This window comes from Burkholderia sp. MSMB1498 (genome assembly GCF_001526245.1).
GTDB classification, from domain to species: Bacteria; Pseudomonadota; Gammaproteobacteria; order Burkholderiales; family Burkholderiaceae; genus Burkholderia; species Burkholderia savannae.
Genome location: NZ_LOYJ01000006.1, coordinates 80,842 through 96,159, shown reverse-complemented (window position 1 = coordinate 96,159; position 15,318 = coordinate 80,842). Strand labels below are relative to the sequence as shown.

Sequence of the window (15,318 nt, the reverse complement as noted above, 5' to 3'; positions counted from 1 at the left end):
CAAAGTGCCAAAGTGCCAAAGTGCCAAAGTGCCGAAGTGCCAAAGTGCCAAAGTGCCAAAGTGCCAAAGTGCCAAAGTGCCAAAGTGCCAAAGTGCCAAAGTGCCAAAGTGCCAAAGCGCCAAAGCGCCAAAGCGCCAAAGCGCCAAAGCGCCGAAGCGGCGTGCGCCCCGCGTCACCGGCACGCGTTCAGCAGACCCTCGAGCGCCTTTTCCTCCTGCGCGAAGCGCTCGACGAGAAAATCGAGCAGCACTCGCACGCGCGGCGCCATGTAGCGCTTGCCGTGATAGATCGCGTGCAGCGGCGCGTCGTGGTGCCGCCACTCGGGCAGCAGCACCTTGAGCCGCCCCGCGCGCACGTCGGCCGCGATGTCCCAGATCGATTTCAGCGCGATGCCGTAGCCGCGAATCGTCCATTCGCGCGTGAGGCCGCCGTCGTTCGTCTCGTGCGCGTTCGCGAGCGGCACCGTGTAGGTCTGCGTGTCGTCGCCGCGCGTGAAGCGCCACACGTTGAGCGGCCCCGACGCGATCGTGATCACGTTGCACGGAAAGCGGGCCAGATCGAGTGGGTCTTTCGGCGCGCCGTGCTTGCCGATGAACGCGGGCGACGCGCACAGCACGCGCCGGTTCGCCGCGAGCCGCCGCGCGATCAGCGCGCCGTCGGGCGGCGCGGCGAAGCGGATCGCGAGATCGATCTCGTCCTGCCAGAGGTTCGACGACGAATCCGACGCCGTCACGGAGAACGTCACGTCGGGATAGCGCGCGTTGAATTCGTCGAGCCAGTCGAGCAGCTGATTGCGCCCGAAATCCGACGTCGACGACAGCCGCACCTTGCCGCTCACGACGTTGCGGCCTTCCTGAAGCATCGCGTCGGCGTCGTCGAGTGCCTGCAGCGCCTGCCGGCAGCAGTTCAGGTACAGGCGGCCCTCGTCGGTGAGCCGCAGCCGCCGCGTCGAGCGCTCGAAGAGGCGCGTCGACACCTGCGCCTCCAGCTTCGCGAGCCGCGCGCTCGCGGCGGCGGGCGTCAGGTTCAGCTTGCGCCCGGCGGCCGACAGGCTGCCGAGCTCGGCAGCCTCGACGAACAAGCGGATGTCGCCCAATCGATCCATGCGATTTTCAGATATTTTTTGAAAATGATTCAAATGCTACGCCAATTATCAAAATTCTTCTGATTCGGGACAATGCGCGCTCGTCAGTTTTTTGATGCGGTGCCGCATGAGTCGCGCCGCATCCCGCACCGGAGCGTCTCATGCCTCTACCGTTACTCGCGCTCGCGATCAGCGCGTTCGCCATCGGTACCACCGAATTCGTCATCATGGGCCTCTTGCCCGACGTCGCGCGCGATCTCGCGGTCACGCTGCCGTCCGCGGGCCTCCTCGTCAGCGGCTATGCGCTCGGCGTCGCCGCGGGCGCGCCGCTGCTCGCCGTGCTCACCAGCAGAATGCCGCGCAAGGCGGCGCTGCAACTGCTGATGGCGATCTTCATCGTCGGCAACGTGCTGTGCGCGGTCGCGCAAAGCTACGGGATGCTGATGATCGCGCGCGTAGTCACGTCGTTCGCGCACGGCTCGTTCTTCGGCATCGGCGCGGTCGTCGCCGCGTCGCTCGTGAGCGCCGACAAGCGCGCAAGCGCCATCGCGCTGATGTTCACGGGGCTCACGCTCGCGAACGTGCTCGGCGTGCCGTTCGGCACCTTCGTCGGCCAGACGCTCGGCTGGCGCGCGACGTTCTGGATCGTCGCGGCGCTCGGCGTCGCGTCGTTCGCCGGCGTCGCCGCGCTCGTGCCGAAGCAGCGCGATGCGGCGGGCGTCGCGCTCGGCCGCGAGCTGCGCGTGCTGAAGGAGCCGCAGGTGTGGCTCGCGCTCATGATGACGGTGCTCGGCTTCGGCGGCGTGTTCGTCGTGTTCACGTACATCGCGCCGATCCTCGAGGACGTGACGCGCTTCTCGCCGCACGCGGTGTCGCTCGTTCTCGTGCTGTTCGGCGTCGGGCTCACGATCGGCAACACGATCGGCGGCAGGCTCGCGGACCGCGCGCTGATGCCGTCGCTGATCGCGATCCTCGTCGCGCTCGTCGCCGTGATGGCGGTGTTCGCGAAGACGAGCCATCTGCCCGTCGCGGCCGCCGTTACCGTGTTCGTGTGGGGGATCGCTGCTTTCGCGACGGTTCCTCCGCTGCAGTCGCGGGTGGTCGAGAAAGCCGCGCATGCGCCGAATCTCGCGTCGACGCTCAATATCGGCGCGTTCAACGTCGGCAATGCGGGCGGCGCGTGGCTGGGCGGCGTCGCGCTGTCGCACGGCATGCCGCTCGACGCGCTGCCGTGGGTCGCGGCCGTCGTCACGCTCGCCGCGCTCGCGGTCACCGTGCTCGCCGCGCGGCTCGATACGCGGGTCTCACAGGGTGCGGCCGCAACGGCGCAATGACGCATCGCGGAACGCCGTCCTCTGCGATCCTGATAACAGTGTGAAGATAACTTTGTTTGACGGCCCCCGAGCGGATGTTAGTCTTTGGCTCATCTGAAACCGTTGGGCTTGCTTTGGCCCTGGAGGCAACGTCATGCATTCTCCGTTGGCGCTCGTGCGCGATGTGTCTTCACCGGATGCCGCCTCGGCGGCCGATGCCGACGCGTCGTACGAGTCGTTCGATGCGCTCGAGCGGCTCGTCGGCGTGAATCTCGCGCGCCTGCGCGCGGAGCGCCAGTTGTCGCTCGATGCGCTCGCGCGGCTCTCGGGCGTGTCGCGGGCGATGCTCGCGCAGATCGAATCGGCGCGCAGCGTGCCGTCGATCAAGGTGCTCTGCAAGGTCGCGGCCGCGCTGAAGGTGTCGGTGGCCGCGTTCCTGCGGCGTCATGCGGTCAATGGTTTCGAGCATCTGAGCGCCGAGCGCGCGGTGCGCGTCGTCAGCTCGAACGGGCGCTTCTCCGCGCGCGCGCTGTATCCGGAAGGCGAGCCCGCGGTCGCCGAATTCCACGAGCTGCGGATCGCGCCGCTGCACACCGAGCCGGGCGCGTCGCGCGCACCCGGCACGAGCGTGAATCTCGTCGTCAGCGAAGGCACGCTCGAAGTCAGCATCCACGATCGGCGCCAGTTGCTCGCGACGGGCGACGCGATCGTGTTCGACGCCGATCAGCCGTACACGCTGCGCAACCCCGGCGATACCGAGGCGCGTGCGTTTCGCGTGACGGTCAACGCCGAAGTGCCGCCGCGCTGGCACGTGCCGGCGTGACGCCGAGCGTTGCGGCGCACGCTCGCGCGTCGCGGTCTAGCACGGTTTAGACGGATTCGTCAGTAGGGTCTTGTCGGCTTCTCGCTGCGGCGCGTCCGCAGGTGTTGTATGCTTCACCGGCCGGTTCGTCCGGCAATCAGTGCGTCTTCAGGGCGGGGTGAAATTCCCCACCGGCGGTAGGCCGGCATGTTGCCGGCGAGCCCGCGAGCGCCCGCGCAATGCGTGGGGTCAGCAGATCTGGTCCGATGCCAGAGCCGACGGTCATAGTCCGGATGAGAGAAGATGTGCAGATGGTCATGTGCGCCAGGCCTCGTCCGCTGCGCGCGCGGCGTCGTCCGCGCGGCGCGGAAGCGGTGTCGCGCTGTCTGTTTGCTAAGCCCTGAAACGTTTTTCGCCCCATTTTTTCCGCGAGGAGCGTTTCATATCATGTCGTTTCCGTTGCCTTCGAAGTCGGCGCCCGCCGACGCTTTCTCCGATCTCCCGTTGCTCGACGCCGAACCGGTGCCGCCGCGCATTGCCGCCGCGCTCGCCGCGCTGCGCGAAGGGCGCGCGGTCGTGCTGCAGGACGACGACGACCGCGAGAACGAAGCCGATTTGATCGTCGCCGCCGAGCGTCTCACCGACGAGACGATGGCGCTGCTGATCCGCGAGTGCAGCGGCATCGTGTGCCTGTGCCTGACCGACGAAAAGGTGCGCGCGCTCGAGCTGCCGCCGATGGCGCAATTGAACGAAAGCAAGAACGGCACCGCGTTCACGGTGTCGATCGAGGCGCGCGTCGGCGTGACGACAGGCGTGTCGGCCGCCGATCGCGTGACGACGATTCGCGCGGCGATCGCCGACGGCGCGTTGCCGCACGACATCGTGCGCCCCGGCCACGTGTTTCCGCTGCGCGCGGCGCCGGGCGGCGTGCTCGCGCGGCGAGGCCATACCGAGGGCACCGTCGATCTCGCGATCCTGGCCGGGCTCGAGCCCGCGGGCGTGCTGTGCGAGCTGATGAATCCGGACGGCACGATGACGCGCGGCGCCGACGTCGAGCGCTTCGCCGCGCAGCACGGGCTGCCGATGCTGACGATCGCCGAGCTCGTCGAATTCCGCGAGCGGCTCGCGGCCGCGCGCGAACGCGACGCGTGCTGCGAGGACGTTGCCTGATCGATTCCGGTTTGCTCGGCGACAGCGTGCGGCGGGCGAGCCGCGCCGCGCGCGAAGCGACGTTGCGCGACTACGACTGCACGCCGCCGAATTCGCCGCGCAAGCCCGCCTCGACGAGCGCGGGCAGCTCGTCCATCGAGCGCATGATGCGCGTGATCCCCATTTTGCGCAGTGCGTCTTCGTAGCCGCCGGGAATGTGGCTCGCGCCGACGAACGCGATCGTCTTCATGCCCGCCGCGCGCGCCGCGTTCAGCCCCGACACGCTGTCCTCGACGACGACGCAGCGCGCCGGCTCGACGCCGAGCGTGCGCGCCGCGTGCAGATACACGTCCGGATAGGGCTTCGGCCGAGCGACCTGCTCGGCGCTGAACACGCGCTCGCCGAACACGTCCGTGAGCGCCGCGCGCTTGAGCGAGTTGCGCACGCGCTCGAGCCGGCTGTTCGACACGACGGCCGCGGGCAGCGCGATCTTCGACAGCGCGTCGCGCACGCCGGCGATCGGCGCGAGCCACTGCGCAAGGCCGATCTCGATGTTGTGCTCGATCGTATCGAGGAAATTCGCCGGCATCGCAATGCCGTGGCGCGCTTCGAGGCCCGCGAGAAAGCGCGAAGTCTGCTGGCCGAACGCGGCTTTCGCGTCGACCGTGAAATCGATCGCGGGAAACGTGGCCGACAGCGTGTCGAACAGCACGCGATCGGCGATCACTTCGCTGTCGACGAGCACGCCGTCGCAGTCGCAAATGAGGTGGTCGAGCATAGGAAAACAACGAAAAATGGGACGAGGCGACGAAGCATCATGATACGTGCTTTGTCGCGGCGGGGCGCGGCTCGTCGGCGCGAATCATGGTGCGACACGTTGCGTGGGTCGCGCGGCGCTCGTTCGTGTTCGCATGCGTTGGTGCGGGCGAGCGCGCGGCAGCGAGGGCGAGGCTCCGCGCCGACGCTCGTGACGCTGCGCGATTTCCCGCGAGGTAATGCGGACGCAAAGCGGCGAGCGAGCGTGAAGCAAGCGGCGGCGAGGGGCGGGCAGGGGGCCATGCTCCCGGCGCGCGGTGCGGCGTGGCGCGTCGTGTCGATGTCGATGTCGATGTCGATGTCGAATCGACGGACGCATGATCGATGCAGGCTCGCACGTTCACGTCCGCGCGCGAGCCGCGCGGGTGCCGATCATCGTCGCGTCGTGCGGCTGCCTGTCGCGGGCCCGGCGGCACGCAGCCGCATGCCCTTGATGCTCGCGCCGCGCCGTCGACGCGAGGCTCGGCCGGGCCGATCGGGCCGATCGGCCCGAGCCGCTCGAACTGCGAGCGCTTGCGGCGTGCTCTTCAGCATCACGACGCCGACGTGAATGCCGCAATGCCGACCCATTGCAGCGCACTCGGCCGCTCGCCGCGCACGAAGAAGCCGAGCAGCGCCATGAAGCCGCTCGCGAGCGAGCTGAGCACGGTGACGATCGCGACGTGGCCTGCCGTCGAGCCGTACGCGAGCGAGAAGAAGCCGACCAGGCTGAATACGCTGATCGACAGGGCCAGCGGCACGATCGAGCCGGGCGGCGCGGACAGGTTGCGCGCGCGGGCGAGCGCCGCGAACAGGATCGCGACGGCCGTCAGGTAGCAGATCCGGATAGATGGGGGGCGCTTTCGAAGGATTCCGAACCGGCTCGGCCCGCCCCGCCCCGATTCGGCTCACGCCAATTGAAAACCCCCTCGCTCGTTGCCGGGCGAGGGGGCCGGGGCCGCGGCGAGCGCGCGGCGGCATGCGACGCTGCGCTCAGTGCGCCGTATGCAGATACAGATACAGGTTCGCCGCGAGCACGCCGCCGACGAGCGGCCCGAGCACCGGCACCCACGCATAGCGCCAGTCGCTGTCGCGCTTGCCGGGAATCGGCAGCAGCGCGTGCATGATGCGCGGCGACAGGTCGCGCGCGGGGCTCATCGCGTAGCCCGTCGGGCCGCCGAGCGAGATGCCGATGCCGAGCACGAGCAGGCCGACGGGCAGCGCGTCGAGCGCGCCGAGGCCGACTTGCGGCGACGCGAGATACAGCACGCCGAGGATCAGCACGAACGTGCAGATCGCCTCGGTCAGCACGTTGTGCGTGACGCTGCGGATCGCGGGCGCCGTGCAGAATGCGGCGAGCTTCAGATCGGGATCGGCTTCCTTCGCGAAGTGCTGGCGATACGCGAGCCATACGAGGAACGCGCCCGCCATGCCGCCCAGCATCTGCGACACGATGTAGCCGCCCACCTTCGCCCATGCGAACTTGCCCGCGAGCGCGAGGCTGATCGTGACGATCGGATTCAAATGCGCGCCGGAGAACGATGCGGTCACGTAGACCGCGACGAATACCGCCATCGCCCAGCCCATCACGATGACGATGAGGTCGGCGCCTTTGCCTTTGGTCTTCGCGAGCAACACGTTCGCAACGGCGCCGTTGCCGAGCAGCACGAGGAGAGCCGTGCCGATGAACTCCGCGATATATGGTGACATGATGTGTCTCTCTACCGGTATGGCGGGCTCGCGGCTTGCGTCGCGCGGCCCGCCTGATTGTTGTGAATGTGATTGTCGAATTGCTTTTGATACGGATGCCGAACGATGTTGCTCAGTGCGTGTCGTCCGCCCACGCCTTCGCCGCGCGCACCGCGCGCTGCCAGCCGGCGAGGCACGTGCTGACCTGATCGCTCTGCATCGACGGCGCGAAGCGGCGCTCGAGCTGCCATTGGCTGTGCAGTTCGTCGACGTTCTGCCAGTAGCCGATCGCGAGGCCCGCGAGATACGCGGCGCCGAGCGCGGTCGTCTCGGTGATGCGCGGACGCACCGCGTCGACGCCGAGCAGATCGGCCTGGAACTGCATCAGCAGGTTGTTCGCGCTCGCGCCGCCGTCGACGCGCAGCTCGCCGATCCGGATGCCCGAATCGGCTTCCATCGCCTTCAGCACGTCGAGCGACTGATACGCGATCGAATCGAGCGCCGCGCGCGCGAGGTGCGCGGACGTCGTGCCGCGCGTGACGCCGAAGAGCGACCCGCGGGCGCGCGCGTTCCAGTGCGGCGCGCCGAGGCCGGCGAACGCGGGCACGAGATAGACGCCGTCCGTGTGCGGCACGCCGCCCGCGAGCGCCTCGATCTCCGACGCGCTCTTGATGATCCCGAGCCCGTCGCGCAGCCATTGCACGACCGCGCCCGCGATGAAGATGCTGCCTTCGAGCGCGTAGTTGACCTTGCCGTCCACCTGCCACGCGATCGTCGTGACGAGATTGTTCCGCGATTCGATCGGCTTCTCGCCGGTGTTCATCATCAGGAAGCAGCCGGTGCCGTAGGTGTTCTTCACCATGCCGGAGGTCGTGCACATCTGGCCGAAGAGGGCGGCCTGCTGGTCGCCCGCGATGCCCGCGAGCGGAATCTTCGAGGCGAACACCGTCGTCTTCGTCGGCCCGTAGATCTCGGACGACGGCCGCACTTCCGGCAGCATGTTGCGCGGAATCTCGAGCGCGTCGAGGAGCTCGTCGTCCCAGTCGAGCGTATGGATGTTGAAGAGCATCGTGCGCGATGCGTTCGTCACGTCGGTCACGTGCAGCTCGTGCTTCGTGAAGTTCCAGACGAGCCAGCTGTCGACCGTGCCGAACGCGAGCTTGCCCTGGCGCGCCTTCTCGCGCGCGCCTTCGACGTTGTCGAGAATCCAGCGGATCTTGGTCGCCGAGAAGTACGAATCGATCGGCAGGCCGGTCTTCGCGCGGACCTTCTCGCTCAGGCCCTGCTCCTTGAGCTGGTCGCAGAAATCGGCGGTGCGGCGGTCCTGCCAGACGATCGCGTTGTAGATCGGGTGGCCCGTCTCGCGATCCCAGACGATCGTCGTCTCGCGCTGGTTCGTGATGCCGATCGCGGCGATCGCCGTGCCGTTCAGGCCGACCCGCGTGACGGCTTCCGCCGCGACGCCCGCCTGCGTCGACCAGATCTCCTGCGGGTCGTGCTCGACCCAGCCCGGCTGCGGATAAATTTGCTCGAATTCCTTCTGCGCGATCGACACGATGTTGCCTTGTCGATCGAATAGCATGGCGCGGGAGCTGGTCGTGCCCTGGTCGAGCGCGAGGATGTACTGATCCTGCATGTGTCTCATCTCCATCCGTACGTAGTTGTGATACGCGCCGCGGGCGCGGCGCGTTCCTGATGTTTCCTGTCGTCGTTCGTTGCCGCCGGCGTCGACGCGCCGGTCAGTGCACGGCGCTCGCCGCTTCGCGCGCGGCGCCGAACCAGGCGTCGAGCGCGGCCGTCACGGTGTCGAGCGTGCCCGGCGCGACATGCAGACCGAGCTTCGAACGCCGCCACAGCACGTCGTCCGCGCAGCTCGCCCATTCGGCGTCGCGCAGATAACGCAATTCCGCTTCGTAAAGACCGGGCGCGAGCTCGGCGCCGAGCGCGGCGAGCGATTTCGCGTCGCCGATCACGCGCTCGGCGCGCGTGCCGTACGCGCGCGCATAGCGGCGCGCGAGCGCGGCGGGCAACCACGGATGACGTTTCGCGAACGCTTCGGCGAACGGCGCGAAGCGCGCATCGGCGATGTCGCCGCCAGGCAGCGGCACGCCCGCCGTCCACGCGCCGCGCGATGCGCCGAGCATGCCGCCCAGCATGTCGGTCGCTTCCTCGGCGAGCTTGCGGAACGTCGTGATCTTGCCGCCGAACACCGACAGCAGCGGCGCGCCTTCGCCGCCGTCCATCTCGAGGCGATAGTCGCGCGTGACGGCGGACGGGTTGTCCGCGTTCTCGTCCTCGAGGAGCGGGCGCACGCCGGAATAGGTCCAGCACACGTCGGCGGGCGAGATCTTACGCTTGAAGTAGCGATTGATCGACTCGCACAGGTAGCGCGTTTCGTCGCGGTCGATGGCGACGCGCGACGGATCGTCGTGATATTCGACGTCGGTCGTGCCGATCAGCGTGAAGTCGCGCTCGTACGGAATCGCGAAGATGATCCGCTTGTCCGGATTCTGGAAGATGTAGGCGTGGTCGTGATCGAACAGGCGCCGCGTGACGATGTGGCTGCCCTTCACGAGCCGCACGCTGTGCTGCGCGCCGCGGCCGAGCGCGCCGTGCAGCACGTCGCCGACCCACGGGCCGGCCGCGTTCGCAACCGCGCGGGCGCGCACGTCGAGCGTCGTGCCGTCGGCGCGCTGCAGCCGCGCGTGCCATTGCCCGTCGCGGCGCTCCGCCGACACGAGCTTCGTGCGCGTGAGGATGCGCGCGCCGCGCTCCTGCGCGTCGAGCGCGTTCAGCACGACGAGCCGCGCGTCGTCGACCCAGCCGTCCGAGTAGACGAAGCCGCGCTTGATCGAATCGACGAGCGGCGCGCCCGCGGGGTGGCGGCGCATGACGATGCCGCGCGAGCCGGGCAGCAGCTCGCGCTTCGCGAGATGGTCGTACAGGAACAGGCCGATGCGGATGAGCCATGCGGGGCGCAGGTTCGGCATGTGCGGCATCACGAAGCGCAGCGGCCATATGATGTGCGGCGCCGCGCGCAACAGCGTCTCGCGCTCCTGCAGCGCCTTGCGCACGAGCCCGAATTCCTTGTACTCGAGATAGCGCAGACCGCCGTGGATCAGCTTCGTGCTCGACGAGGAGGTGTGCGACGCGAGGTCGTCCTGCTCGCAGAGGAGTACCGACAGGCCGCGGCCGGCCGCGTCGCGCGCGATGCCCGCGCCGTTGATCCCGCCGCCGACGACGAGCAGATCGTAACGATTCTGTTGAGTCACCCGCTGATCCTACCGTTCGTATGTTCGTGTAATAGAAAATGAGCGAACCAGAAATGTTCGCATTCGAAATTTAACGAACACAATCGAAAAAGTAAAGTTCGCTTTTGAGGGTCGGGTGGCGCAGCGCACGCTCTGGGACGATACTGGCGCATGACCAACGAGCGAGGGGATGCACATGCGTACGATGATCACGGCGGGCGCGCTCGCGCTGCTGGCCGGATGTGTGGGCGGGCCGGCGATGTTCGGTAGCTGGGGCGGGCCGTCGTTTTCCGAGCTGCAGCGGACTTGCGGCGACGTGCGGGACTACGGCGACGACGCGCAGGCCGTCTATTCGGCGGCATTCGATGCGTGGGTCGCGAAGCGACACGGCAAGCTGACCGATGCGCGCTTCTGCGCGTTCGAAAACGAACTTGCGCAGCGCCACGCGGCGCTCGGGACGAACGCCGACCCGGCTGAACGAAGCCGCTGGGTGAGCTATCTCAACGACGCGCGCGCGCAAGCGCTCAGCTGGCGGGCGGCGGTAGACCCGTCGCTGCGCGGCAGTTGAAAGACGGCAGAGGAGTGGGCCGAACGGGCGCCGCCTGGCACTGGCCGCGCCCGTTCGGCCGGAACATCACGAATAACGGAGCTTGATCGATCGCAAGGCCGCGTCGCCGATTTCGGTGACGCAGTATTTCCTGCCGGAGCCGAGCGATTCCAGCTTCACGAGCTGCCGCTCGAGCAGCGCGTCGAGTTCGTCGCGGTCCATGTCGGCTTGGTCGGGGGCATCCTTCACAAGCAACAGCGTGGCGAATTCATGCGGACTTAGCATCGTTCTCTCCATGACAACCGTACTGTCCCGGGCGCAAATGTCCGGTCGAGTGACCCAGCAAGGGAAGGCGTGGGGGGAAAGCCGCTGTCCCGGCCTTGGCGTTATTGACGACGTCGCCCCGGTTGCGCCGAGCGCGCAACCGCGCCGGGGATTTGGAGTGTAGTCAAGCGAGCCGGCATCTACAAATCGCACCCCGATAATTTTCTGATTGACATCAAGAAATTCGTCAGGCGGTTGCGACGGTGCGCCAATTCCTTGATTTCACTTGAAGTTTTGGGTGCGGCGCAGCAATGCGCGGTGCCGCTCGCGCGGCCGCCCGGTCAGTCGGCGACGTAGACCTGCGTGCCCGCCTGCGCGATCGTGTCGGCCATCTCGTCGGGAAGCGGCTTGTCGGTGAAGAGCGCGTGGATCTGGCTCAGATGCCCCTGGCGCACGAGCGCCGGGCGGCCGAACTTCGAATGGTCGGTGACGAGGTAGACGGTGCGCGCGTGCTGGATGATCGCCTCGGCGACGCGCACCTCGCGCGTGTCGAAGTCGCGCAGCGTGCCGTCGTTTTCGATCGACGAGGTGCCGATGATCGCGTAGTCGACCCTGAACTGGCGGATGAAGTCGATCGCGAGCTCGCCGACGATGCCCTTGTCCCAAGGCCGCACGATGCCGCCCGTGATCAGCACCTCGCATTCCGGATAGCCGCTCATCATGCTCGCGACATTCAGGTTGTTCGTGATGACGTGCAGGCCGCGATGCCGGTTGAGCGCGCGCGCGACCTCCTCGGTCGTCGTGCCGAGGTTGATGAAGAGCGACGCCTGATCGGGGATGTGCGACGCGGCGAGCGCGGCGATCTTGCGCTTCTCGTCGTGGAACATCCGCTGGCGCGCGGTGTACGACACGTTCTCCGAGCTCGTGGGCAGGCTCGCGCCGCCGTGGTAGCGGCGCAGCAGGTTCAGGTCGGCGAGCCAGTTGACGTCGCGGCGGATCGTCTGCGGCGTCACGTTGAAATGGGCGGCGAGATCGTCGACAGTGACGAAGCCGTCGCGCTGCACCCATTCGAGCAATTCCTGCTGACGTGCGTTCAGGGTGAGGCGGGGGTCTCGTGTCATGTTCGCGGGTTTCGATTCGGCTCGATGGGACGGGGCACTGGAGGCGGCCATTTCGCATTGTAAGGGCTGTTCGCGCCGATTCGACGGGCGGGCGGCGCATGCCGCCGCGCACGCGGGCCGATCTCGGTCTAGACTCGATTCATGTCGTTCCCGCATCAATTCATGTGACAAATGAATTTGTCGGGGCCGCGTATTCGCGCTGGAATGTTTGTTTCGATCCTCTTTACCGTTGGCCTGAGATGAATCTTCATTCGAAACCGCCCGGCGCGACGTTCTCGTGGCGCAACCCGTATCCGACGACGCGCGTGCCGGTGTTCGCGCGCAACGTAGTCTCGACTTCGCATCCGCTCGCCGCGCAGGCGGGGCTCAGGATGCTGTGGAAGGGCGGCAACGCGATCGATGCGGCGATCGCCGCGGCGGCCGCGATCACCGTGGTCGAGCCGGTGTCGTGCGGCCTCGGCGGCGATGCGTTCGCGCTCGTCTGGGACGGCGCGAAGCTGCACGGCCTGAACGCGTCGGGCGTCGCGCCCGCCGCATGGAACGTCGATTATTTCCGCCGCCGGCACGGCGAGGCGGGCAACGGCCTCGCGCGACAGCCGACGCGCGGCTGGGACACCGTGACGGTGCCCGGCGTGATCGCCGGCTGGGAGGCGCTGCACGCGAAGTTCGGCTCGCTGCCGTTCGCCGATCTGCTCGAGCCGGCGATCGAACTCGCGGAGCGCGGGCACGCGGTCGCCGCGATCGTCGCGCACAAGTGGGCGGCCGCCGTGCCCGAGCTGAAGGATCAGCCGGGCTTCGCGCAGGCTTTCATGCCGCGCGGCCGCGCGCCCGAGACGAGCGAGCTGCTGCGGCTGCCCGACCACGCGAAGACGCTGCGCACGATCGCGGCGCAAGGCGCGCGCGCGTTCTACGAAGGCAGCATCGCCGACGCGATCGCCGCGTTCTTCCGCGAAGGCGGCGGCGCGCTGAGCGCCGCCGACCTGCGCGCATACCGGCCCGAGTGGGTCGAGCCGATCGGCAAGGACTACCGCGGCTACACGGTGCACGAGATCCCGCCGAACGGGCAGGGGATCGCCGCGCTGATCGCGCTCGGCATCATGGAGCGCTTCGATCTCGACGATCTGCCGCTCGACTCGGCGGATTCGCAGCACGTGCAGATCGAGGCGATGAAGCTCGCGTTCGCCGACGTCTACCGCTACGTCGCCGATCCGCGCGCGATGGAGGTCACGCCCGCGCAGATGCTCGACGACGCGTATCTCGACGCGCGTGCGAAGCTGATCGACGTCAGGCGGGCGACGCACTTCACGTTCGGCATGCCGCGCGCGGGCGGTACGATCTATTTGTCCGCGGCCGACGAGCGCGGCATGATGGTGAGCTTCATTCAGTCCAACTACATGGGCTTCGGCTCGGGCCTCGTCGTGCCGGGCACGGGGATCGCGTTGCAGAACCGCGGCTGCGGATTCTCGATGAATCCGGCGTCGCCGAACGTCGTCGCGGGCGGCAAGCGGCCGTTCCATACGATCATCCCGGCGTTCGTCACGCAGCAGGTCGAGGGCGTGCGGCACGCGGCGATGAGCTTCGGCGTGATGGGCGGCGACATGCAGCCGCAAGGCCATCTGCAGACGATCGTGCGGATGCTCGGCTACGGCCAGCAGCCGCAGGCCGCGTGCGACGCGCCGCGCTGGAAGGTAAGCCGGTCGTTCACGCTCGACGTCGAATCGACGCTCGACGCATCGGTCGTCGATTCGCTTGCCGCGCGCGGTCACACGATCCAGGCGATCGACGATCCGTACATGGACTTCGGGTCCGGGCAGTTCATCTGGCGGCTCGATCGCGACGAGCCCGATCGGGGCTACGTCGCGGCGAGCGACAGCCGGCGAGACGGTCTCGCGGCGGGCTTTTGACGCGCCGCGCGCGTCACCTGCAATGTCCGTTGCGGGCGAAACGATATCGAAAGGCATTTCAAAAGAGGCTTTCGCTTTCCATATCGCTCGCCTTTTCGAATTACGCGTCTAATATTGCGTGATAGTCGCCGTGGAACTGCGATTGCCGGTTAAGGTCAGTGCTTCGAAGCACGATCGAAAAAGTCCGGCTAAGATGGCCGGACATGTCGAATAACCGATTTCAACGCGCCGCAACCGGCGGAATCGCGCGCGGCGCGGTCCGTCGCGAATGCGAGGCGGCGTTTGGGAGCGCGAAACATGTTGGCTGATACCACGCACGAGATGCCCTGGCGCATCGAAGACATCGACTTGACGCGCATCGACCGTCAACGCGCCGCGGCGAACGAGGATCTGTTGCTGCTGCTGTGCGCGGCGTCGTTCATCGAGAGCGGCTCCGATCTTTACACGAGCAATTTGAGCCAATTCTTCGACGGCGATCCCGAAGTGTCGGCATGGCTCAACGCCGAATGGGAACACGAGGAATTGCAGCACGGCCGCGCATTGAAGGCGTATATCGCGCACGTGTGGCCGGAATTCGATTGGGATCTCGCATTCGCGAATTTCTTCGAAGAGTATTCGAAGACCTGTTCGCTCGAAGCGTTCGAGAAGACGCGCGCGCTCGAGATGGTCGCGCGTTGCGTCGTCGAGACGGGCACGGCGACGCTCTATCGCGCGATCAACGAATGCTCGGACGAGCCCGTGCTCAAGGAAATCACCGACAACATCCGCACCGACGAAGTCCGCCATTACAAGCATTTCTTCCGCTACTTCAAGAAGTACAACAAGGTCGAGGGCAACGGCCGGCTCGCGGTGCTCGGCGCGCTGATGCGGCGCGTGCTCGAGATCAAGAACGAGGATTCGGAGATCGCGCTGCGGCACGTGTTCGCGATCCGCTACCCGGAACGTGTGGGCGATTCCGCGTATTGCCGCGAGCGGACCGCGCGCGTGAACGCGCTCGTGAGGCGCAACCTGTCCGCCGACATGTGCGTGAAGATGCTGCTCAAGCCGCTCGACTTGCCCGCGAAGATCCAGCCGGGCGTCCACTATCCGCTGACGAAGCTCACGCAGCACGTGTTCTTCCGTTAGGGCTAGTTCACGCTGATAACGGGCTTGCGAACGTGCCTTTGCGCCCGCAGGGCAAGGGTGCTATTGCGACGACGAACGACGCCGCAATGCGGGCGCACGGGCACGTTCCCGTGATCGAAGAAATCCTTCGAGGGGCTGGCCGCCAGAAGAGCCGATCGCTGCGTCATGCTCCTTGCGAATACGTCGAGTATTCGCTTCGTCGCAATCCTTGCGCGCGGCCCTTCCGGCGGCCGGCGCAAGCCCGTTATCAGCGTGAACTAGCCCTGAGCGCTG

At 67.2% G+C, this 15,318-nt stretch carries 13 protein-coding genes, 1 pseudogene and 1 riboswitch; of the genes and pseudogenes, 6 read left to right on the top strand and 8 right to left on the bottom strand.

Annotated elements, in window-relative coordinates:
• Positions 1-173: 173 nt before the first annotated feature.
• Positions 174-1,106, bottom strand: a complete 933-nt coding sequence (locus WS91_RS01695) for a LysR family transcriptional regulator (protein ID WP_038751924.1) — start codon at positions 1,104-1,106, stop codon at positions 174-176.
• Positions 1,107-1,246: 140 nt separating this feature from the next.
• Here WS91_RS01695 and WS91_RS01690 point away from each other — a divergent pair, with 140 nt between their 5' ends.
• The 3 genes from WS91_RS01690 (at position 1,247) to ribB (ending at position 4,370) form a co-directional block, all read left to right on the top strand.
• Positions 1,247-2,419 carry an MFS transporter gene (locus WS91_RS01690; RefSeq protein WP_059575267.1) on the top strand — a complete coding sequence of 391 codons (1,173 nt, stop codon included), beginning with the start codon at positions 1,247-1,249 and terminating at the stop codon, positions 2,417-2,419.
• 133 nt (positions 2,420-2,552) lie between these two features.
• A complete protein-coding gene (locus WS91_RS01685) occupies positions 2,553-3,221 on the top strand; it encodes a helix-turn-helix domain-containing protein (protein WP_038751929.1) in 669 nt (222 codons plus the stop codon).
• A 139-nt stretch (positions 3,222-3,360) separates the two neighbouring features.
• A riboswitch (FMN riboswitch) is annotated at positions 3,361-3,509 on the top strand.
• A 138-nt stretch (positions 3,510-3,647) separates the two neighbouring features.
• Positions 3,648-4,370 carry a 3,4-dihydroxy-2-butanone-4-phosphate synthase gene (gene ribB, locus WS91_RS01680; protein WP_038751933.1) on the top strand — a complete coding sequence of 241 codons (723 nt, stop codon included), beginning with the start codon at positions 3,648-3,650 and terminating at the stop codon, positions 4,368-4,370.
• A gap of 70 nt (positions 4,371-4,440) precedes the next feature.
• Here the strand turns inward: ribB and WS91_RS01675 are convergent, their stop codons facing one another.
• The 5 genes and pseudogenes from WS91_RS01675 to glpD all read right to left on the bottom strand — a co-directional run bounded on the left by WS91_RS01675 (position 4,441) and on the right by glpD (position 10,105).
• The gene (locus WS91_RS01675) at positions 4,441-5,127 is read right to left on the bottom strand and encodes an HAD family hydrolase (RefSeq protein ID WP_038751935.1); all 687 of its coding nucleotides are present in this window, start codon (positions 5,125-5,127) and stop codon (positions 4,441-4,443) included.
• Between the two features lie 542 nt (positions 5,128-5,669).
• A pseudogene (locus WS91_RS01670) lies at positions 5,670-5,986 on the bottom strand (EamA family transporter); the annotation flags it as partial.
• A 151-nt stretch (positions 5,987-6,137) separates the two neighbouring features.
• Positions 6,138-6,854 (bottom strand): MIP/aquaporin family protein, encoded by a 717-nt coding sequence (locus WS91_RS01665; RefSeq protein ID WP_038751938.1) that lies wholly within the window; start codon positions 6,852-6,854, stop codon positions 6,138-6,140.
• 112 nt (positions 6,855-6,966) lie between these two features.
• Complete coding sequence (gene glpK / locus WS91_RS01660; RefSeq protein WP_038751941.1) at positions 6,967-8,469, bottom strand: glycerol kinase GlpK; 1,503 nt, start codon at positions 8,467-8,469, stop codon at positions 6,967-6,969.
• Positions 8,470-8,572: 103 nt separating this feature from the next.
• Positions 8,573-10,105 (bottom strand): glycerol-3-phosphate dehydrogenase, encoded by a 1,533-nt coding sequence (gene glpD, locus WS91_RS01655; RefSeq protein WP_038751944.1) that lies wholly within the window; start codon positions 10,103-10,105, stop codon positions 8,573-8,575.
• Between the two features lie 175 nt (positions 10,106-10,280).
• Between glpD and WS91_RS01650 the strand changes: the two genes are divergently transcribed.
• Positions 10,281-10,652, top strand: coding sequence for a hypothetical protein (locus WS91_RS01650; RefSeq protein ID WP_059669626.1), 372 nt, complete (start codon positions 10,281-10,283; stop codon positions 10,650-10,652).
• A gap of 66 nt (positions 10,653-10,718) precedes the next feature.
• On the opposite strand, the gene WS91_RS01645 is transcribed toward WS91_RS01650, so the two are convergent.
• Positions 10,719-10,916 (bottom strand): phage tail assembly chaperone, encoded by a 198-nt coding sequence (locus tag WS91_RS01645; RefSeq protein ID WP_038751987.1) that lies wholly within the window; start codon positions 10,914-10,916, stop codon positions 10,719-10,721.
• 320 nt (positions 10,917-11,236) lie between these two features.
• Entirely contained in the window at positions 11,237-12,016 is a 780-nt protein-coding gene (locus WS91_RS01640) for a DeoR/GlpR family DNA-binding transcription regulator (RefSeq protein ID WP_038751947.1), read from the bottom strand.
• Positions 12,017-12,255: 239 nt separating this feature from the next.
• On the opposite strand from WS91_RS01640, the gene WS91_RS01635 reads away from it, so the two are divergent.
• Positions 12,256-13,920, top strand: a complete 1,665-nt coding sequence (locus WS91_RS01635; protein WP_059643976.1) for a gamma-glutamyltransferase family protein — start codon at positions 12,256-12,258, stop codon at positions 13,918-13,920.
• 297 nt (positions 13,921-14,217) lie between these two features.
• The gene (locus WS91_RS01630) at positions 14,218-15,045 is read left to right on the top strand and encodes a ferritin-like domain-containing protein (protein ID WP_038751952.1); all 828 of its coding nucleotides are present in this window, start codon (positions 14,218-14,220) and stop codon (positions 15,043-15,045) included.
• The last annotated feature ends 273 nt before the right edge of the window (positions 15,046-15,318 follow it).

Bases quoted from the DNA above. Each gene is read 5' to 3' on its own strand.
- WS91_RS01665 (WP_038751938.1), bottom strand. From the start codon at position 6,854: ATGTCACCATATATCGCGGAGTTCATCGGCACGGCTCTCCTCGTGCTG.
- WS91_RS01690 (WP_059575267.1), top strand. From the start codon at position 1,247: ATGCCTCTACCGTTACTCGCGCTCGCGATCAGCGCGTTCGCCATCGGT.
- WS91_RS01650 (WP_059669626.1), top strand. From the start codon at position 10,281: ATGCGTACGATGATCACGGCGGGCGCGCTCGCGCTGCTGGCCGGATGT.
- ribB (WP_038751933.1), top strand. From the start codon at position 3,648: ATGTCGTTTCCGTTGCCTTCGAAGTCGGCGCCCGCCGACGCTTTCTCC.
- WS91_RS01635 (WP_059643976.1), top strand. From the start codon at position 12,256: ATGAATCTTCATTCGAAACCGCCCGGCGCGACGTTCTCGTGGCGCAAC.
- WS91_RS01685 (WP_038751929.1), top strand. From the start codon at position 2,553: ATGCATTCTCCGTTGGCGCTCGTGCGCGATGTGTCTTCACCGGATGCC.
- WS91_RS01695 (WP_038751924.1), bottom strand. From the start codon at position 1,106: ATGGATCGATTGGGCGACATCCGCTTGTTCGTCGAGGCTGCCGAGCTC.
- WS91_RS01630 (WP_038751952.1), top strand. From the start codon at position 14,218: ATGTTGGCTGATACCACGCACGAGATGCCCTGGCGCATCGAAGACATC.
- glpK (WP_038751941.1), bottom strand. From the start codon at position 8,469: ATGCAGGATCAGTACATCCTCGCGCTCGACCAGGGCACGACCAGCTCC.
- WS91_RS01675 (WP_038751935.1), bottom strand. From the start codon at position 5,127: ATGCTCGACCACCTCATTTGCGACTGCGACGGCGTGCTCGTCGACAGC.
- WS91_RS01640 (WP_038751947.1), bottom strand. From the start codon at position 12,016: ATGACACGAGACCCCCGCCTCACCCTGAACGCACGTCAGCAGGAATTG.
- WS91_RS01645 (WP_038751987.1), bottom strand. From the start codon at position 10,916: ATGCTAAGTCCGCATGAATTCGCCACGCTGTTGCTTGTGAAGGATGCC.